Annotated in this window: 14 protein-coding genes and 2 pseudogenes; 7 read left to right on the top strand and 9 right to left on the bottom strand. The window is 63.1% G+C overall.

Going from position 1 to position 20,146, the window contains the following annotated elements; genetic code table 11:
• Window positions 1–111 precede the first annotated feature (111 nt).
• Window positions 112–1,125 (bottom strand): helix-turn-helix transcriptional regulator, encoded by a 1,014-nt coding sequence (locus P3W85_RS23445; protein ID WP_276266537.1) that lies wholly within the window; start codon window positions 1,123–1,125, stop codon window positions 112–114.
• A gap of 461 nt (window positions 1,126–1,586) precedes the next feature.
• Here P3W85_RS23445 and P3W85_RS23440 point away from each other — a divergent pair, with 461 nt between their 5' ends.
• Entirely contained in the window at window positions 1,587–2,942 is a 1,356-nt protein-coding gene (locus tag P3W85_RS23440; protein ID WP_276266536.1) for an MFS transporter, read from the top strand.
• 291 nt (window positions 2,943–3,233) lie between these two features.
• Window positions 3,234–4,061, top strand: coding sequence for an alpha/beta hydrolase (locus P3W85_RS23435; RefSeq protein ID WP_276266535.1), 828 nt, complete (start codon window positions 3,234–3,236; stop codon window positions 4,059–4,061).
• 21 nt (window positions 4,062–4,082) lie between these two features.
• Here the strand turns inward: P3W85_RS23435 and P3W85_RS45595 are convergent.
• Window positions 4,083–4,409: pseudogene (locus tag P3W85_RS45595) on the bottom strand (IS30 family transposase); the annotation flags it as partial.
• Between the two features lie 120 nt (window positions 4,410–4,529).
• A pseudogene (locus P3W85_RS23425) lies at window positions 4,530–4,795 on the bottom strand (transposase); the annotation flags it as partial.
• A gap of 352 nt (window positions 4,796–5,147) precedes the next feature.
• On the opposite strand from P3W85_RS23425, the gene P3W85_RS23420 reads away from it, so the two are divergent.
• Complete coding sequence (locus tag P3W85_RS23420; RefSeq protein WP_276266534.1) at window positions 5,148–10,295, top strand: autotransporter outer membrane beta-barrel domain-containing protein; 5,148 nt, start codon at window positions 5,148–5,150, stop codon at window positions 10,293–10,295.
• 116 nt (window positions 10,296–10,411) lie between these two features.
• Here the strand turns inward: P3W85_RS23420 and P3W85_RS23415 are convergent, their stop codons facing one another.
• Complete coding sequence (locus P3W85_RS23415; RefSeq protein WP_276266533.1) at window positions 10,412–11,089, bottom strand: helix-turn-helix transcriptional regulator; 678 nt, start codon at window positions 11,087–11,089, stop codon at window positions 10,412–10,414.
• A gap of 94 nt (window positions 11,090–11,183) precedes the next feature.
• Here P3W85_RS23415 and P3W85_RS23410 point away from each other — a divergent pair, with 94 nt between their 5' ends.
• Window positions 11,184–11,780 carry a hypothetical protein gene (locus P3W85_RS23410; RefSeq protein WP_017228019.1) on the top strand — a complete coding sequence of 199 codons (597 nt, stop codon included), beginning with the start codon at window positions 11,184–11,186 and terminating at the stop codon, window positions 11,778–11,780.
• Window positions 11,781–11,993: 213 nt separating this feature from the next.
• Here the strand turns inward: P3W85_RS23410 and P3W85_RS23405 are convergent, their stop codons facing one another.
• Entirely contained in the window at window positions 11,994–12,917 is a 924-nt protein-coding gene (locus tag P3W85_RS23405) for a LysR family transcriptional regulator (RefSeq protein WP_276266532.1), read from the bottom strand.
• 79 nt (window positions 12,918–12,996) lie between these two features.
• On the opposite strand from P3W85_RS23405, the gene P3W85_RS23400 reads away from it, so the two are divergent.
• On the top strand, window positions 12,997–13,890 hold the full coding sequence (locus P3W85_RS23400) for an NmrA family NAD(P)-binding protein (RefSeq protein WP_276266531.1): 894 nt from the start codon (window positions 12,997–12,999) through the stop codon (window positions 13,888–13,890).
• Here P3W85_RS23400 and P3W85_RS23395 read toward each other — a convergent pair.
• From P3W85_RS23395 to P3W85_RS23380, 4 genes are all read right to left on the bottom strand, one after another.
• The gene (locus tag P3W85_RS23395; RefSeq protein ID WP_276266530.1) at window positions 13,859–15,367 is read right to left on the bottom strand and encodes an efflux transporter outer membrane subunit; all 1,509 of its coding nucleotides are present in this window, start codon (window positions 15,365–15,367) and stop codon (window positions 13,859–13,861) included. The two genes, P3W85_RS23400 and P3W85_RS23395, sit on opposite strands and share 32 nt — an antisense overlap.
• A 217-nt stretch (window positions 15,368–15,584) precedes the next feature.
• Entirely contained in the window at window positions 15,585–16,817 is a 1,233-nt protein-coding gene (locus P3W85_RS23390) for an MFS transporter (RefSeq protein ID WP_276266529.1), read from the bottom strand.
• Window positions 16,814–17,113: a hypothetical protein gene (locus P3W85_RS23385; RefSeq protein ID WP_276266528.1), complete on the bottom strand. Its 300-nt coding sequence runs from the start codon at window positions 17,111–17,113 to the stop codon at window positions 16,814–16,816. The genes P3W85_RS23390 and P3W85_RS23385 overlap by 4 nt, the downstream gene beginning before the upstream one ends.
• 1 nt (window position 17,114) lies before the next feature.
• A complete protein-coding gene (locus tag P3W85_RS23380; RefSeq protein ID WP_276266527.1) occupies window positions 17,115–17,930 on the bottom strand; it encodes a MipA/OmpV family protein in 816 nt (271 codons plus the stop codon).
• A 228-nt stretch (window positions 17,931–18,158) separates the two neighbouring features.
• On the opposite strand from P3W85_RS23380, the gene P3W85_RS23375 reads away from it, so the two are divergent.
• Both P3W85_RS23375 and P3W85_RS23370 read left to right on the top strand, forming a co-directional pair.
• Entirely contained in the window at window positions 18,159–18,860 is a 702-nt protein-coding gene (locus P3W85_RS23375; RefSeq protein WP_276266554.1) for a response regulator transcription factor, read from the top strand.
• A 65-nt stretch (window positions 18,861–18,925) separates the two neighbouring features.
• A complete protein-coding gene (locus P3W85_RS23370; protein ID WP_276266526.1) occupies window positions 18,926–20,059 on the top strand; it encodes a sensor histidine kinase in 1,134 nt (377 codons plus the stop codon).
• Window positions 20,060–20,146: the final 87 nt, after the last annotated feature.

Here is a 20,146-nt window from a genome sequence, read left to right as displayed (position 1 = left end):
TCCGACAGGACTGCTACGTGTCGAGGCGAGCGGACGCCGGTTCGTCAATCTCCCGCGACTCGCGCCGACGCCGGCTTTGCTTGTACAGGCATCGCTCGCCGGCCATGCAGGCTAGCGCTTCGCGCGCGTGTCGGACGGCCGTTCCGTGAACGTTTTCCGATAGTCCGTGGCGAACTGCCCGAGATGGGCGAATCCCCAGCGCGTCGCGATCTCGGTGATCGAGGCCGTTTCGTCCGGATCCTGCAGCGCCATTCTCACGCGCCGCAGACGCACGTCCTTCAGATGGCGCATGACGCCGACATCGCGCCATTGCTGGAACGCACGGTGCAGCGTGCGGACGCTGCAATGCGATGCCGCCGCGATGTCGATCAGCGTCAGCGGTCGTTCCGCGTGTTCCTCGATGAACGCGACCGCGCGTCTCACGCAGGCGGACGCAACGCCGCCTTCCGCCGGCAGCGCGTCGGTCAGTTGTTCGCCGACCAGGCACATCAGCAGGATTTCTTCCGCCCGCGGGAGTTGCATCGCTCTGAGCGCGGCCGGCGCGTCGGGATCGAGCAACTGTCTGACCAATTGAACCGAGGCGAGCCAGCGGTCGCGGCGTGGCGCATCAAGCAGCGCCGGCACGGGGAGTGCGGACGGCGGCTCGCGCCCCGCGATGCTGCGCCAGATGTCCGCGATGCGGCACGCGTCGACGCGCACGCCGAGTTGTACGTTGTCCGCGCTGTAGCGGAATTCCGCTCGCGCATCCGATGCGACGAGCACCGTCGATCCGGTGCCGCCCATATGATCGACCGGGCCGCTGCGGGCTTCCGAGCGTCCCGCCAGCGTAGTGAGCACGAGCGCGAAGTCGCCGCAAATCTCGGGCCGGATCGAAATGTCGGTGCCGTACGCGAACCATGTCAGCGCCATGCCGTTGCCGTCGAGCTTGAACATGGTGACGGGCATCGTGCGGCGCTCGCCGGCCGTGAACCGATACGGGCGATAGATGCGGCCAATCCTGGTGCGCGCGTGCTCGAGGTCGTCGGACTGGAACAGCAGCGCGCCACGCGGAATATCGCTACCGGGCAAGAGCGGCGGGAAATGCAACGCCGGCGGGTGCAGGCGGGGAAGCCGGTCGTTCATCATTGGTCTCCTGGGTGGCGGGCCGCTCGTTGTCACGGACAACGAAAAATGGCGTTTTTCCGATATTGGCGACGCAACCGCGATAGTCACCCGCGCATGTTCCGGGAATGATGGGATCGTGTGCGACGCCCGGTCGCGGCGAGCGACCGGATGCCCGGACAGGTCTCCACTCCAAAAGCATTATACGGATTCCACTTGCCACGTGCCCCGCCTGCGACACACCCGCCCTTCCACGACCCGACGAGACAGCGAACGTGACGACGCGCCAGTACCGAAACGCTGCGCGTCTTCACGAAAAGGTGCGTCCGACGATTCGTGGCAATGGGCCAGGAGTCATTCAATACCCGTATTCAAAACAAGAAAACGATCCGAGGGCCTTTAAAAGGTCGTGGGAACACCGGGCTTGTCGACGCTCGGCGTTCCCACGATTGCAGGGTCCTGCGAGACAAAAGGAGATGATGTTCATGCGTGAAATAGACCTGCATTCGCTGGCCGACGACGCCAGGCTCGGTGCTTTGCATTACGTGGTTCTTTTCTGGTGCGCATTGATTATCGTGTGCGACGGGTACGATCTGGCTGTTGCCGGCATCGCATTGCCTTCGATCATGAAGGAGATGGGCGTCAATCCGGCGAAGGCCGGCTTCATGATGAGTTCCGCGCTATTCGGCATGATGTTCGGAAACATTGTGTTTGGCACGATCGCGGACCGGATAGGACGCCGTCGGGCCATCGCCATCTGCCTGACGCTGTTCAGCGTTTTCACTGCCGCCGCCGGATTGGCCACGACGCCCGTTGTATTTGCCGCCGCCCGCTTCATGGCGGGTGTCGGCATCGGGGGCGTGATGCCGAATGTCATTGCCCAGATGACGGAGTATGCGCCGCGGCGAATTCGCAACACGATGGTCGCGGTGATGTTCAGCGGCTATTCGATAGGCGGCATGTTGGCCGCCATGATGGGCAAGGAAATGATCGAGCTTTACGGGTGGCAATCCGTTTTCATCGCCGCGGGCGCGCCGGTGTTGCTGGTTCCGTTCCTCCTGAAATGGATGCCCGAATCGATACCGTTCCTGATCAAGCGCGACCGGAAAGCGGAATTGGCGTACATCGCCGGGAAATTCGATCCGACTTACCAACCGGAGCCGGGTGACCGATATAGCGTTCCGAGCGAAGACAAGGTCAACAGCGCGCCGGTTCGGCAATTGTTTGCCGACGGCCGAGGATACAGCACGATCATGTTCTGGATCGCCTGTTTCATGTGCCTGTTCATGGTCTATGCGCTCAGTTCGTGGCTGACCAAATTGATGGCGAATGCGGGGCACAGCCTCGGCTCCGCATTGACTTTCGTACTGGTTCTGAATTTCGGGGCGGTGATCGGTGCCATCGGTGGCGGCTGGCTCGCGGACACGTTCCAGGCCAAGCGGGTGTTGGTCGTGATGTATCTGCTCGCAGCGGTGTCGATTACGATGCTCGGCTACAACGTGCCGACCTTTTGGTCGTTTGTGCTGGTTGGTCTCGCCGGCGCCACGACCATCGGGACTCAGATCGTCAACAGCGCGTATGCCAGTCAGTTTTACCCGATGGCGATCCGTTCGACCGGAATTGGCTGGACGCTTGGCGTCGGTCGCGGCGGCGCCATTCTTGCGCCGATCGTGATCGGCATCCTGGTGGAAATCGAGCTGCCGCTCGAGCAGAACTTCATGGCGATCGGCTTGCCCGCGCTCGCCGCGGCGTTTGCGGTTGGCTTGATTGACCAACGACGCTCGGCGTCGCCTCATGTCCACCCTGCAACCGGAGTTGGCAAGCGAGTGCCGCAAGGCTGATCAACTTGCCGGAGCGGGCAGCAACTGGAAGGTATGTCGTTCATCGTCGCGCCTGCTTACGGTGAAAGATGGCGTGCTTTCGATCTGAATGGCGCTGCCACGATAGTGCCGGGCGAGCGTTCGTGGGATGATGCCCAATGTGCGACGCTCAGCAAGCGAACGGCCGGGAATTCGCACGACATCAACTACAAAGCAGTGCGAAGTTGTTTGGTTTGATTTTGCCTGCGTTCCGTCGCGATCGCCCCGTGCGCAGCACGTCCGTCTATCCTGGGAACCGATGAGAACACGAACATGATGACGCTCTATCGCGGCATGGACCGCGCGGCGCTCGACGTTGCTTACAACAACGTCGATGCCATCCCCGATTTTCCCACCGTACTGGCCGATTTTCAGGCGCGCAGCGCGAAGCTCTACGAGCGCGAGTCGTGCCGCCGCGACCTTTGCTATGGCGACAGCCCGCGTGAACGCTATGACTGGATCGCATGCGGGCAGCCTGATGCGCCGACGTTCGTATTTATCCACGGTGGCTATTGGCAGAATTGCGCGAAGGAAGATTTCGCGTTCATCGCAAGCGGCCCGCTCGCGCACGGGTTCAACGTCGTACTCGCCGAGTATACGCTGGCGCCCGACGCTTCGATGACACAGATTGTCGGTGAAATCGGTCGCCTGCTCGATCATCTTGCGGCCGATCGCGACGGGCTCGGGACGGGAGAGCGGCCGCTCGTGCTGAGCGGCCATTCGGCTGGCGGGCACCTGACTGCGATGTATCGCGGGCACCCGGTCGTGACGAGTGCGCTGCCGATCAGTGCGCTCGTCGATCTGGAGCCGATCAGCCTGTCATGGCTCAACCACAAACTGAAGTTGTCGGCCCGGGAGATCGATGCATTCAGCCCGCTGAAGCATATCGGCAAGGGCGTGCCAACGGTGGTCGCGGTCGGCGGTGCGGAATTGCCGGAACTCGTGCGGCAGTCGGATGAATATGCGGCCGCGTGCGCGGCCTCCGGCGAGACGGTCGAGTTGATCCACGTACCGGGTTGCACGCATTTTTCGACACTCGAGACACTCGCGCGTCACGACGGTTGCCTGGCGCAGGCACTTGTGGCGGTCGCGGGACGGTGACACCGCGCGCCGCAGCCGAACGCGGCTGGGGCGCTGATTCAATTGCAAGGCGATCTTGTTCAGATCGCCTTGCGAGTAGCCGGGCAGATTGGTGCCTTTGGCGAAGTACTGCCGGAGCAGTCCGTTGGAATTCTCGTTCGTGCCCTGCTGCCACGGGCTTTGTGGATCGCAGAAGTAGACCTGCACGTTGGTCGCGATTGTGAGTTGCTTGTGCTGTGCGAGCTCCACGCTTCAATCCCATGTGATCGCTCGGCGCAGATCCGCAGGCAGCTTGTGAACCTGTTTGCTCAGTGCGGATACGACGCTGTCGGTATCCTTGCCCTTCACCTTCGCGAGAATGGTGAAACGCGGCGCAGTTTGCCGTTGATGGCCAGACACGAGCTCCCAGGCTCTCCCATCCGTTGACGTTGCCCTGTATCGGCTCAACCCGCCGTGGCGTGCTACTTCACGACTGATCGTCGATGGCGACCGAATCAGTCGGCGAAACCACCAGTACACCGTTTTCCAGGCCGGAAAGTCCTTGGGTAGCATGCGCCAGCCCACCCCGAGCGCACCAGGTATCGCAAGGCGTTGATGACCTCCCGCAGATCGGCCTTCCTGCGCCGCCCTCGCTGTGCGGGCTTCAGCGGCAGCCCCTCCATCGCTGCCCATTCCATGTCCGCCAGATCGCGCGGCTACCGCTTTGTCTTGGCCACCATGCTTGCCTGCCGCTCTCGATGTTCCTTTTTCCACATCCGAACGTTAGAACGCATCTACGGCGAATTTTCAAACGGGCTTTAAATCCGCTGGGACCCACAGATGGCCGCCGCACGCCTGTTGTCCCTTTATTAGGGGCTGCCCGCCTCCACCCAAGAATCGGGAATCGCTCCAAATCGGATTGATAGAGGTTCTCCGATCCTTTTTCTTCCAAGCTGCACGTTACGTTCTGCGTTACGAGGCTGGTGACGATTTGTCAGAGTATTTTTCGCATTTCTTATAGGACAAATCTTATAATGGAACCCTCTCCATAGAGCAAGCTTGCCGCCAGGGCGGCTGACCTCGGTTCGACAAGTCTACCGGATTTGTCTTCCACACTAAGGTACAAGCATGCGCAATTTGCCATGTTGCCGGCCCTTCGAGCTGGCATCAGATCGTTGTCTGCATTCCGGATCCGAGGCCGGTCAACTGCATAGCACCACGTTGGCGGTACGTCTTGCCCTAACGGCGCTGTTCCTCCCCTACACCGCCGTCGCCCAAATCTACGACCAGACGATCGACATCGATCAGTCGAGTACGGTGAACCTGACCAAGCCGGGCTCGACAGTGCTGGTGGGGACCGGGGTGACTATTGCCCCGGGAAGCGGTTCGGGCATCGTAGGCAGGCCGGGCGACACCTGGGAAATCACCAATCGCGGAACGATTCAATCGTCAGGCGATCCGGCTATACGGCTGAACGGACCGGGCAGCGTTCTCAACGAGCATGTCATCAGCGGCGGTAGCCAGGGGATTTATGGGGCTGCCGGGCTTCGCGTGACCAACGCTGCCGGTGCATTGATCCAGGGGTACTCTGGCGTTGCCGCGTCCGGCCAGATACTGATGAACAACGCAGGTACCATCAGCGGAACCTACTACGGGCTGAGTGCCTCCCTACCGAACGGCGGCACAGGGGCTGACGTCGTCAACCGTGGTGAGGTGCTGGGCGGGTATGCGGGGATCTACTTGTCTTCCGGCTCCACCTCCTCGGTGTCCAATACGGTTCATAACCTCGCCGGTGGACAGATTCGCGCGAGTTTCCCGGCCGGCGACGGTGTAACGGTACTCCACGGCACGAGCGTCATCACGAACGATGCCGACGGAACCATAGCAGGTGGCCGCTCCGGGATTTCAGGGACCGACTTGCTTACCGATCTCCATGTCGTGAACGCAGGTACCGTGACCGGAGAGTTGGGTTCTGGGATCTGGTCCTATGGTGGCGGACCCGTTTCGAATCTCGCGGGCGGAAGTATCAGCGGCGCGGGCGGGGTTGCCTATGTACGCAGCCGGTACAACTCGGCCAACGTGCTCGTGAACGCCGGGACGATCAATGGTAACGCAGCCAGTTTTGTTGGCGGAAGCGGCAAGGACGCGGGATCCGGTGCTGGCGTGTACTTTGGCGCCGTCAATGCGTCCTACGGCGGCTTCGTCAACAACGAAGCGGGCGGGAGTATCAAGGGGACGGTCTACGGCATTTACAGCGGCGCTGCGTCAACGGCTTCCGACGCTGGACCGATCAGCGTCACCAACGCCGGCTCCATCGTCGGGCAGACCGGCATTGCGCTGAACGGCGCCGACGGCATGGTGATCAACAAGGGAGTCATCACCGGAAGCGGCGGCAATGCCATCGTGTTTGAACAATCGGGCTCCTTTGCCAATATGCTGACCCTCGACACCGGTTCGGTGCTCAATGGAAATGTGCTGGGTGGCCGTGGCAGCAACGAGCTGATCCTGCTGGGCGCCAACGTGGGGGACACCTCCAAGTTTCGCAACTTCCAGACGCTGTCGATGCAGGGCAATGACTGGACCCTGACCGGTACTGGCGGTTTCGCGACCAGCGCTACGGTCGCCAGCGGTACGCTGCGCGTCGACGGCACTTTGACTACGCCGGTGATCCACGTGCAATCGGACGCGACCCTGGGAGGCAGTGGAACCCTGGTTGGGAACGTCGTAAACGACGGAACACTCGCCCCGGGCGGCGCGGGAAATCCAGTTGGCACTCTGACGATCAATGGCAACCTCACGCTTACCAGCAGTTCCGTACTGAACTATCAGCTCGGTCAGGCCGGCACGGCCGGAGGGGCTCTGAATGACCTCACCGTCGTCAGCGGTGATTTGTCGCTGGCCGGCACGCTCAATGTCTCCACCTCGCCAGGCGGTACGTACGGCCCCGGCCTTTACCGGCTCTTCAACTACGGCGGAACCTTGATCGACAATGGTCTTGCGCTAGGCAGCATGCCCGCAGGTAGTGACAACACGTTGCTGACCTCGATCCCGGGACAAGTGAACCTGGTCAATCGTGCCGGTCTGCACCTGACCTTCTGGGACGGCGACAACGGACCGAAGCACAACAACCTCGTCGATGGCGGCAACGGCATTTGGCAAAGCGCTGGCGGCAACGACAACTGGACCATTGCTTCCGGCGCAATCAACGACTCCTACGCCAATGGGAGCTTCGCAACCTTCGCAGGGGCGCCGGGTACTGTCACGGTAGATAACAGCCGTGGCGATGTCACCTCCTCAGGCATGCAATTCGCAATTGACGGCTACCGCGTCCAGGGCGATCCGATCACCCTGTCCACCAGCAGCAACATCATCCGGGTGGGCGACGGGACAGCGGCCGGCGCCGGCTTTTCAGCCAGCATTGCTTCGGTGCTGCGCGGCGCGGGCGGCATCGAAAAGACCGATCTGGGTACATTGGTGCTGGCCGGCGCCAACAGCTATACCGGCAGCACGACCATCAGCGGCGGCGTCCTCCAGGCCGGCGCGGCAAACGTCTTCGCGCAGAGCAGCAACGTGATCGTCAACCGTGCTGGTTCCCTGAACCTCAACGGCCACGACCAGATCGCCAACCAACTTTCCGGTGACGGTTCAGTGCTGCTCGGTAGCGCCACGCTGACCGCCAACAACGCCTCCGGCACCGAGAGCAGTGCCTTCAATGGCGTATTCAGCGGCACCGGCGGACTGGCCAAGACTGGCAACGGAACACTAGTGCTCGCTGGGGCGGGTTCTCAGGTCGGGTCCGTGGACGTGCGACAAGGTACGCTGCGCTTCGAGCATGGTGGCGCGTTCACGACTACGGGCGACTTCACTACCCAGTCCGGTGCCAGCACGGATATTGGCGAGCAGGCGACAACGCTGGTGGTAGGTGGCTCCTTCACCCAGACCAGCGGCGCCAACCTGGCCGTCACGCTTGGCGCCTCACCGGACATCACCGCGCAGACTGCTAACCTGGACGGTACCCTGACCGTCAAGGGCTTCGACGCTGGTACCCAACCGGTACGCGCCAGCGCGATCCAGGGTCAGACCTACACGGTGCTGCATACCACCGGCGGGATAACCGGCAACTTCAACAACAATCCGCTCACCAACATCGGCCCGGATTATCTGCCGGCGACAGGCGCCATATCTGCCGACGGCAAGGACTACAACCTCGGTTTTCGTCTGGCCTGGACCCAAGGCGGCCAGACGCTGGGCACAGGCACCTTCTCCATGGCGCAGAACACCGCCTTTGACGTGGATCTGGCGTTGACCAACCAGACGGGCCCCTTCAACAGCGGATGGGATGGCAAGAGCCTGACCAAGTCAGGTGAGGGCCTGCTGGTACTGTCCAACGCCGGCAACACGTACAGCGGTGGCACCACCGTCAATGGCGGCGTGCTGCGGGCTGGCGCGGCCAACGTATTCGCGCAAAGCAGCGATGTGGTGATCAACAGCGGCGCAACGCTCGACCTCAACGGCTACCAGCAGGTGGCCAGTCGGCTGACCGGCGCGGGGGCGATCACCTTGGGCAGCGCAGTGCTGACTGCCAACAACGCCACCGAGGCTGACAGCACGACATTCAGCGGCAATATCGCGGGGACTGGCGGTCTGACCAAGATTGGCGCGGGGACGCTGACGCTCAGTGGAGAGACGCTGTACCGCGGCGACACCCGTGTGCAAGGCGGACAGCTGGTGCTCGATGGCCGCTGGGGCGGCGCCCGGTTGCAAAGCAACATCATCGGGCAGCCCGGTAGCGCGCTGCTCTTGCGCGACGGTGCCATGCTGACCGGCAGTATCGACCCGCTGGATCTCAGCGTGGATGCGGCCAGCACCTGGAACATCACCGCGAATTCGGTCGTCAACCAGTTGAGCAATGCCGGGACGATCGGGTTTACTGCCCCGCCGCTGCCGATGACCCAGGGCCGTACCCTGACGGTCAACAACCTGAATGGCCTGGGTGGCAGGATTGGCCTGTACACGGTGTTGGGCAATAGCGGCTCGCTCACCGACCGGTTGGTGATAGATGGCGGCAAGGCTACGGGCCTGTCGGTGCTGCAGATCCACAACGCAGGCGGCCTGGGCGATCAGACCACTGGCAACGGTATTCCGGTAGTGGTCACTACCAATGGCGGCGCCACCGAGGCTACCGCCTTCGATCTGGGCAACCCGGTGTTGGCCGGCGCCTATCGCTATAGCCTGCAGCGCGGAGGCAGCGGCGCGCCGGAAGACTGGTTCCTGGTCAGCAACAAAAGCAACGGTCAACCCGACTACCGGGCCGAAACCTCCCTGTACAGCGCGCTGCAAACTCAGGCCGTGCGCTATGGTGATGCCGTGCTGGGTGCGTTTCACGAACGCCGCGGCGCCAATGCCGACCTGGAACTGGGACACGACCAGCGCGTGTGGACGCGGGTCATCGGCCAGAATGACCGCAGTAGCGGCGCCGGAAGTGGCCTGCAAGGTCACAATGTACGCAGCGAAGCCAATATCGCCGCGCTGCAGATCGGGGGCGATCTGTACGGCGCGCAGCGTGGCGAAGCCTCGACCCGTGCTGGCCTGTACGGGGCGATCGGCCAAAGCAATGGCTGGACCGATCACGTCGACGCGGCCGGCTCCCGCTCGCGCGCCGGCGACAGCGACTTCACCGGCTACAGCCTCGGGCTCTACGGCACCTGGCTGGATGGTCATGGCAGCTACCTCGACGCGGTGCTCCAGGGCACTTACTACGACACGAAAAGCCACTCGAACGAGGGTATGAAGCTGTCCACGGGCGGCTATGGCGTCGCCGCCTCGCTCGAGGCGGGTCGCCGCTACGAGCTGGCACCGGGCCTACACCTGCAACCGCAGGCCCAGATGGTGTACCAGCACCTGAACCTGCGCGATGCGTCCGATGCTGCCAGCCGGGTGCTGTTCCCCAGCACCGACACCGCGCTACTGCGTCTAGGAGCCCGCCTGAGCAAGGATCTGCAATTGTCCGGACAGGCGCCAGGCACGACCTGGGCAAGTGCCGACCTGCTGCAGCGTGTGGGCGATCGCACCCGCACGCGCTTCAGCACCCCGACCCAGGGCGATGTCGGCTTCAGCAACGACCTGCCTGGCACGGCCCTGCGCCTGCAGACCGGTGTCGAAGGCCAGGTGCGCAAGAATGTCACGGTGAACGCGCGCATTGGCGTGGAGCACAGCATCGACGGCTCGGGCTTCACCAGCCTCAATGGGCAGGTTGGGCTGAAAATCGCGTTCTGACGTAGCGCTACGAAAATCCCGGCGAAGCGGGAACATTGTGGTGGGCCCGGTACTTCGACAGTGCCGGGCTTGATTTTCCGCCCGCCGCTACGTTTGCCATCGAACGAGTGCGATACTCACAACTGTGCAAGGTAGTCTTTGAAGCGCTGCCCGTTCTGTGGACGGAAGTACTCGTCCATCTCCTTGATCCCGGTGATCCGGTCCAACCTGAAATTCCGGAAATCTTCACGTACCGTGCACCATGCCGTCAGAAGCCAGGCTTCGTCGAAAAGCGTCATCCCCAAAGGATGGAGGTGACGGCGGCTGTGCCGACCTTCGACATCGCAATAGGCAAGTTCCACGATACGCCGCTCGCGAATGACCCTGCGCAAGGTACCACTCCATTTCGCGGCAAGATCGTCGCTCGCCCGCGGCCGCGATGCAGCCAGAAGAGGCAGCGTCCGGAACCTCTCGCCCCTGTCTGTGCCCATAGCTGCGGCGACCTTGCCTGAAACGCGCTCGGCCGCGTTGTGCAAGCCGCCTCCATCACGCGCCATCACAAGGCGCAAGCCGAGCATGATCGCTTCCATCTCATCGGGATCGAACTGTAGCGGAGGCAGGAAATACCCCTTTTCCAGCTGATAGCCGAGCCCGGACTCGCCCCGAACCGGCGCGCCCATTGCCTGAAGACTGGCTACGTCGCGATAGATAGTGCGCGGCGAAACACCAAGACGCTGCGCAAGCACATCGGCTGAAATGGGATAACGAGCGAGGCGAAGCTGATCTAGAAGAGCGAAGAGCCGAAGAATTTTCATGGAGCCAGCCTGAAGCATACCCCTGACAGAAGGTGTCAGGGGGGGCAGCTAAAGTGGAGCTTCAACGAGCAGCACATTAAGGAGCCAATGGCCCATGACTCAGCATTATATTGAAATCGTCACTTACAAGGTTGGTAATCCCACCGAAGCGGACCGACATCGCCGCAACGCATGCATGCTCGCCGCAAGACTGCCGGGCTTCGGGGGATGGCAGTCACTCAGCGATGGCAAGGGCCAGGGCGCCCGCGCGGATGTAGTTCTCTGGGCCAGCCCCGAAGCGGCCGAGGCGGCAGCGGAAATAGTAGGCTCGTCGGCGGAATTTGCCGATTTCCGCGCAACGATTACCGAGTTTGGCAGCATAGGACACTACGCGGCCCCAGCCGGGGGGCTGGCATTGATGCAATCCGGAGATGGCATTGAGGTCGGGCGGTTTCGATTGCGCCAGGGTATCAGTGAAGAGGTCATGCGCGCGGCCCATGTCAAAATGATCGCAGACCACCTGTCTCGCCAGCCCGGCTGGCGCGGGCAAAGGCTGGTCCGGCTGCAGGACGGAATTTTCATGGATATCGCCTTCGCCGTGACTCAGGCACAGTCGCAAATCATCTGCGATAGCTGGGCCGGCAATGCGGACTGTCAGGCATTCCTCAATCTGATTGAGCCGATCAGCATGGAGTTCGGGTCCATTGCCTGACTTGGCACCGATGAGAGATGAACCCCTGTGGCGGAACGTGGGTGACCTGTATCGGACCGCCTCGCATTGACGCGACCTGCCAGGTGCGTCGCGATCCTCGTTACCCGTGATCCAATCTGCGAAGCGTGCGACGGCAAATCAGAACTATCTGACATATCGCTTCCGGCGTCTTTCTTTGCGCTATGACCGTGCGGGGCTACCGGGATGAATCCGTCATGCAGGCGTCGAGCCGCTCGTTGCAACCACGTCGACCAGTTGCTGCCGAACCCAGGTGTGGGCTTGATCGCTATGGAAGCGCTCGTGCCAGATCATCGCAGGCGACAGAGGTGGCATCTGCAGCGGCAATTCCAGGAGTACGAGGGGCAGCCGATCGGCCAGAAGGCGCGCCAATCGGCTCGGGAGCGTGAGAACCATATCGCTGTCCGCGACCATCATCGCGCCGGCGAGAAAGTGAGGGACTCGCAGCGCAACGTGGCGGTCGAGCGCGTTCTTCGACAAAGCAGTGTCAACCGCGCTCTCTCCCACCCCTGAAATGGTCACCGCGATATGGCGCAGGGCCAGATAGTGCTTGAGATCGAGTCCGACGGCTGCAGCGCGATGGCCTGACCGCACCAGGCACACCAGCTTGTCCTCGTAGAGGACGCGACGATGCAGGCTGCCGGGCAATGCGTCGAAAATCCCCAGGGCGAGATCCACAGCGCCTTCTTCGACCAGGCGCACGTTGTCGCCCATGGGTTGCGCGATATGCAGGCTCAGCGCAGGCGCCTGGCGCTCGAAGCGGGCAATCAGCCCGGCCCCGACCATCAGGCTCAGGTGGTCATGGGCCGCAATCGTTATCCGTCCCGTTGCAGTGGCCGGATCGAAGACGGCCGGCGAAACGATACTCCGGGCGTCCTCCAGTAACCGGGCCACCGGGCCTGCCAGCATTTCGCCGCGGGTGGTCAACTCCAACCCCAGCTTGCCGCGCACCACGAGGCGGTCCCCCAGCATCACCCGAAGACGCCCCAGGGCGCGGCTGGCCGCCGGCTGGCTCAAGCCCAGGAGCAGTCCCGCCTGGGTAACGCTCCGCACGCGAACGAGCGCATCGAAGAGTTTGAGCAGGTTGAGGTCGATCGATGCTAAATCCACTTGGCGCATAGTCACTATACCGTTCATGCCATTGTGACATACAGGCTCAGGATGCACTCTTCAGGTTCGACTGAACAGGAGATATTGCATGAACACTACCTATCCCTACGCCGTCTTCGGCGTATCCGGCCGCACCGGCGCCGCCGCTGCCGATGCCCTGCTGCGTGCCAAGCAACCCGTGCGCGTTGTGGTGCGCGATTTGGAAAACGGGCGACCGTGGTCTGCTCGCGGCGCCGAGGTTGTCGTTGCCGACCTGACCGACCTGGATTCGGTCACAGCGGCACTACGTCAGGTCAGAGGTGCCTATGTGATCAGCCCCCAGCACTACAGCCGTGAAAACCTGTTTGAGCTGGCGGAGTTGATTGCCGATGTCATTGCGAACGCTGCCGTTGCGGCGTCTGTACCCAAGCTGGTTGCGCTCTCCTCGATTGGCGCGGACCGCGAGAGCGGCACCGGCTGGATCCAGATGAACCGCTTGTTCGAGCAGCGGCTTGGCGGTACGGGAATCCCCGTCACCTTCCTGCGTGCGGCCTACTTCATGGAAAACTGGACCCCGATGGTGGAGCGGGCCCTGCGCAATGGCGCGCTGCCGAGTTTCCTGGTCCCGCCGCAACGCCTCGTTTCGATGGTGGCCACGGCGGATGTCGGCCAAGCGGGGGCTGATTTGCTGCTGGAGGAATGGACGGGTACCCGGGCGGTTACCCTCGCCGGCCCTGAAGAGTATTCGCCGAACGACGTTGCCGCAGCCATGGAAGCCGTGCTCAAGCGACCGATCGGTGTGGCTGCGCTACCCGAAGCAGACTGGCCCGCCGCGCTGGTGGATGCCCACTTCTCCACTGCCGCGCTCGCGGGATTCACCACCATGAGCCAAGGCATCAACAGCCGCCACATCGCCGCAGGGACAGATCCCGATGCCGAGCAGCGTCGGGGGACGACGCCGCTGGCGCACGTCATTGCCGAGTTGGTGAAGCAGCAGCGCTGAAAGAAGACGTAGATAGCCCGGAACCTGCGGAGGTACGCCCTTGCGCTGCCCCGTACCTGTCATGAGCTGCAAGGCGTACGGTTTCGGCACTCCAACCGCCACCCAAGACCTTGTAGAGGGTAATGCGATTGTGCAGCGCCGCCATTCGCACCTGGACGAGTGCCTGTTCTGCCTCGAACAACGTCCGCTGCGCGTCCATCACGGCGAGGTAGTCGACCCCACCGTTCCGGTACCGCAGGTCGAGCAGCGCGAATGCAGCGCGGGCGCTCTGCGCCTGTGCTTGCGTGGCGCGCAGTTGCTCTTTCCAGGTAGCGCTGCCGGCAAGCGCATCGGCCACTTCGCTGAAGGCCACCTGGATGGTTTTCCGGTACTGGGCGGTGGCGATCTCGCGATCGACTTTGGCTGCATCCAGGTTGGCCTGATTCGCGCCGAAGTCGAAGATCGGCACGGTGATCTGTGGGGTGAACGACCAGGCGCGCGTGGCTTCGTTGAACAGGTTCGACAGGCCGGTACTGGCCCGGCCGAACGAGCCGGTCAGTTCCACCCGTGGGAAGAATGCGGCCCTGGCGGCGCCGATGTCGGCGTTGGCAGCCATCAACCGGTGTTCCGCGGCTTCGATATCAGGCCGGTGCGTGAGCAGCGCCGACGGCAGACCAGCTGGCAGGTCGGCGAGAAAGCCGTCGAGCGCAGGCAATGCGCCGTCGCCCTGGGCGAGGTCCGCGGGCCAGCTCGGCACGCCGAGCAGCAGGACCAGGGCGTTGAGGTCTTGTGCGCGCTGGCGCTCGTACTGCGCAAGGCTCGCTCGGGCATTCTCGAGCAGGCCCTCAGCTTGGCGCAGGTCCGTTTCGGTGCCAATGCCGTTGGCATGGCGAAGCTGGATCAGTGACAGCGACGCACTGCGCGATTGCACGGTCTGCCAGGCGACGTCGTAGAGCGAGTCGTCTGCGAGCAGCGTGAGATAGCCGCTGGCGACGGCCGCCACCAAGCCGATCTGTACCGTCTTGCGGGAGGCTTGCGTGCCCAGGTAGCTGGCCAGCGCCGCCTCCTTGAGACTCTGGATGCGGCCGAACAGATCCAGCTCGTAGGCGGTGATCCCCACGCCATAGGCGGCGATGTCGCCGCTGACTTCGGGGCGCTCCTTGCTCTGTCGCAGTGCCGCGTTGAGGGTGGGCCACTGCGCAGCCCGCTCTATGCGGAACTGGACCTGGGCGCGCCGCACATTGAGCGCGGCCAGTTGCAGGTCCTGGTTGTTGTCCAGGGCGATCTGGATCAGGCGCTGGAGCCGCGCATCGGGGAACACCTGCTTCCAACCTAGCTCGGCGACAGCCGCCTGCGGGGCGTTGACTGGTTGCGCCCCACGAGGGTAACCAGCCGCGAGCGGCACGGCTGGGCGTTCATACCGAGGCGCCAACGAGCACCCGGCCAGAAGCAGAGCGAGCGCGGCGTACAGCGCGGTGACGGAGGTCATCTTGTTCATCAGGGCTTATCCACACCAGGGACAGGAGGACTGCACACGTGGACGTGCCCAGCACGACCAGCTCCGTGTCAGCACTATGTGGCACCAGGAGGTGTCATGAACCTCTGTGGCGACCGTATCCGGATCTCGGGCCGGGCCGACTCTGGCTGACACCCCACTGTTGGCGACCAGCAAAATGGTGAAGCCCAGGCAAAGGCATGCCCAATTGAATCTGACGCTACGCATCGCCCGCCTCCTTTGCACCCAGGTTCGAAGCGCGACGGCGAGTCCCGACTCTGGACGCACCGATGCCGAGCAGCAGCAAGCTGGCGAAGATCCAGGACATGTACTCCAGCAAGGCGGTCGCCGGGACGATATCCGCCACGGCACCGGTCACCAGCACGGCGAGGAGGAACGATGCCGCTGTGGCGGTATCCAGCAGCGCGACCACCCGGGCGCAGTATGCGTTGGGGACGCTGGTGTAGAGACGCAACAGGCTCAGGGACAACACCAGCCCCTCCGCTACGCCGGCCATCGTCACCAGCACGAGCGCCAGCATGAGCGAGTCGATCTGGGCCAGGGCCCAGGTGCTCAAGCACATCAGGAACAGGCTGGCGACCATCACCTGCCCGTAGCGCGGCATCGCCCCGCGCCAGGACGACAGCAGCAGTCCGCCAAGCATGCCCAGGCCGTAGGCGCCGAACAGGAGACCGACGTCGCTCGACGTGCGGCCCAGCACCTGCGACACGTAGACCAGCGCCAGGATCTCGAAGCTGCCCAAGGCCAGCGTGACCAACACACTGGCCGCCAGCGGCACCAGCGAGACGCCGCCGAAGCGCGCGATCGCCTCGCGCAGGTCGTCGAGGATTCCTTGCTCAGGATCGGTCGAAGGGGTGTGAACCACGGCGGGTAGCAGCAGGCAACATACCCCGGCGAGCAGCAGCAGGACGCCGATCAGGATCGCCACCAGGTCGAGGCTGTACCGGCTGGCCAGGACACCGGCCAGCACTGTGCCCGCAGCCATGCCGCCCATGCGCACACCCATGATCAGCGCGTTGGCTCGCTGCAAGGCGGATTCGGATGCCATTCTGGGCAGCAAGGCGCTGGCGGCCGGCGAGAAGAATCTGTTGCAGGCGGCACCGAGCGCGGCGATCACATAGAGCGCGCCCAGTTCACCGCGTACTACCTGCACCAGCAGCGCGAAGCTCACCAGCAGCCGTGCGGCACAGGACCAGAACAACACGCGATTGAGTTTCATCCGGTCGACGATGGCGCCGGCCCAGGCGCCAAGCAGCAGCATGGGCACCAGTTCGCACAGCACCAAGAGCATGATGTTGAAGGCCGACCCGGTGAGCTGGAAGACCATGAGCTGGAGGAAGACCAACAGCATCCAGTCGACCAGAGAGGTCAGGAACTGCAGCCAGGTGAGCGTGGGCAGGCCCGCAGCCAAGGTGTGTGGATGCGGTTTCATGCTGTACCGCTCGCATCGGCCTTTGTGGTGCCGCTGTCTTGCAGAATGGCCTTGAGCAGCATCGGGCGCAGCATGGTTCCCAGCCATTTCGGATAGGCCTCGATCCATGCGTAGCGCATCCGCAGCTGGCAACCGGCTTCGACTTTGCTTGGCTCGTTGGAGATGCCGAAGTTGATGGTCTGGAAGCGCTGCTCGATGGTGTAGCGGATGATCTCGTGGCCCATCACCCGGTGCACGGCGAGGTGCTCGGTCGTGGCAAAGTCTATGCCACAGTAGGTGGACTCCAGGGTATCCATTTCAGAACGTGTAGTTGATGGCGCCCAGGGCGAAGGTGTTGAACCGCTCCTGCACGATGGGACTCTTGCCGGCGTCGCCGGCGAGGTCGACGGCGTTGACACTGATCAGTGCCGACCAATGTTTGGTAAAGCGGTGCTCCCAATTCACTGAGGCGGAGTACGCGTAGAGCCCGCGGTCCGGCGTGTAGCGTGAGAATCCGGTGGCCGAGCTTTGCGACGGCGTGACGCCGAAATAGGACTGGGTGAAGCGCCCGTCGGAGAAGTGGGCGTTGACCGAGTACCAGACTTCGTTCTTCCCCTCGCTCCACAGGCCGCCCTCCAGCCCAAGGCTGTAGCGATTGCCACGATCGCGCTCGGTCAGCGCAAACTCTCCTTCAGCGCGCACCGCCAGCCAGGGCGCGAAGCTGTAGCCGACCTCGGCCGTAGTCACCAGTGAGCCCTTGACGGCACCCATACCCCGCAGGCGGTCCGACCCTGGGCGATAGTTCGAATCACGGTCTGTCCGTCCCGGGTCCCAGTTGAACGCCTGGCCGAAGAACAGGCCGGATCCGGTTTCGTAGCGGTATCCCAGGCCACGGGCGCTATCGAGGTAGAACGGGCCCTGCTTGATGAACACCATGGGCACCGGCTGGACGCGAACGTCCCTGGCGCCCAGGTATTCAGGGGCTGTTCCAACACCCAGGCCCAGGCTGACTTCCGATTTGGGCTCCGAGCGCCGGTCGGGACCGCGTTCGGCTTGCGCTGACGCAGTGCCCGTGGCGCAGATCAGCAAGGCGCTGGCGTACTGCGCGATAAGTCGCTTGTCGATGTGATTCACGTTGGCTCCTAGTCCATGTCCGGACGGCCCGTGGCGGCCGTTGTTCTTGCACTGGTCGGACCGACACCCTTTTATTGACTTGAGTGAGTCGTTCGTGATAGCGATAAACTTCATTCAAGGCATGTATGGGGGTGGCGTCCCGGCGACCGGTTCATGGAGGTGAGCTTTGCATTGCGACATCAAGGCAGTTTCAAGAGATCATCAAGATTGCGTGAAGAGGCTCCAGCAATGAGCCAAGAACGCATCCTGATCGTCGAGGACGACTTCGACAGCGCCGAGGTTCTGGCGGCGTATCTGAAGCGGGACAAATTCCAAACCCAGCATGCGGTCGATGGAAAACAGGCGCTGGAGCTGCACGCCCGATGGCGGCCGGATCTGGTGTTGCTCGACATCATGCTGCCAGGGCTCAACGGCAACGAGGTGCTGAGCGCCATCCGCCAGCATGCGCCGACACCCGTCATCATGGTCACCGCGGTAGGCGGTGATTCGCAGCGCATCAGCGCGCTGCTCTATGGCGCCGACGACTACGTGGTCAAACCGTACAACCCTGGCGAGGTGGTGGCACGGGTACATGCCGTATTGCGGCGTTGGCATGGGCAGGCGCTGTCGACAGCAGGCCGGCTGAGGCATGGTCCGCTGGTGGTCGACCTGGATGCCGCGCTGGCGTCGATCGATGCTGACGATGGCGTTTCTGCCCCGCTCGTCCTGACCCGCACCGAGTTCCAGCTGCTCTCGCTACTGATGGCGGCCCCAAGCAAGATGTTCACCCGCAGCGAGTTGCTCGCCACCTGCCAGCCGGAAAGCGGTGCAATGGAACGCGTGGTCGATGCGCACATGTACAACCTGCGCCGAAAACTGGAAGTCGCAGGTGTCACCGGTGTGCTGGTGACAGTGCGAGGGCTCGGGTATCGGTTCAGGAATCCCTCATGAGCACTCGTACCGCCACCCCGGCCAAGGGCCGCTCCGATACGCTGTGGCGCTGGATCAGCCTGCGCATGATTGCCTTGGCGGTATTGGCACTGGCCCTGGTCGGCGGCGGCATGTGGTACCGCTTCGCGCTATGGAATGCCAGCTTGCGGGAGGCAATCCCCGAGCCCGTGAGACAGGAGCTCCAGTTGCTGGAAGCCGCACCCGCAGAAAATCAGGCGCGCTTGAGGCAGATCTACGGGGAGTATCTGTACGGCGACTATTTCGCACCAGACGTGATCCGCGAGGACATGCTGATTTTCGCTGGGCTCGTGTCGTTGGCACTACCCCTGATCGTCGCCGGCGGCGTGTGGGTATCCTTGCGACTCTCAAGGCAGCTAACCGCCGTGGCGCTCTCGGCTGGAGAAATCGCCGCCGGCGACTTCTCCTCACGGGCACAGCTGGTGCCGCACACCCCACCCGGGCTGCAGAATCTGGCGACCGATTTCAATCACATGGCCGAACGACTGCAGCGCTACGATCGCGAGTTGCAGGAGTCCAGCGCGGCCATCGCCCACGAACTGCGCACCCCATTGACGGCTGCCATCGGACGTTTGCAGGGCATTATCGACGGGGTTTTCCAGGCCGAGCCGGGGCAGTTTGATACGGTCATGCGCCAGCTGCAGCAGCTCACCCGACTGACCGACGATCTGCATCTGCTGTCGATGGCGCATATCGGCAAGCTGGCACTCCACCTGAGCGAATTCCCCCTGGAAGACCTGTGCCGGGAACGGATTGCCTGGGCTGCCCCATCCCTGGAAGCCGCGGGTATGCAGGTGCGGCTGCAGGTGCCGGGGCACTTGGCGCTGCTGGCGGACCGCGACCGTATCGGGCAATTGCTGTCGGTGCTGATCGACAATGCACTGCGCTATGCCGCCACGGGCAAGGCGTTGGTGCTGCGCGCCGAATTTGCCGAGGGCGATGCGATCCTGCTGGCCGAGGACCGCGGACCGGGCTTCACGCAGGAACATCTGGATCGGGTATGCGAGCGCTTCTGGCGGGCCGAGTCTTCGCGTTCGCGGCACGCCGGGGGTAGTGGCCTGGGGCTGTCGATCGCTTCGGCGATCTGCGTTGCGCACGGCGGCGACCTGACCGCGCTCAACCGTCGAGATGGGGGTGCACAGATCCGCATGCGCATCCCCCTGCGTTCCCCCGCTGCTTAGTGGCCGAATTTTCACGTGGCTTCATCGAATCTTGATACGCCCTAAACGTAATCTTGTCTGACGGGTGCCAAAGTGCGTACACCATAT

The sequence above is a fragment of the Cupriavidus basilensis genome, from assembly GCF_029335485.1.
Lineage (GTDB): Bacteria > Pseudomonadota > Gammaproteobacteria > Burkholderiales > Burkholderiaceae > Cupriavidus > Cupriavidus basilensis_E.
This window is presented reverse-complemented; position numbering and strand designations above follow the sequence as displayed.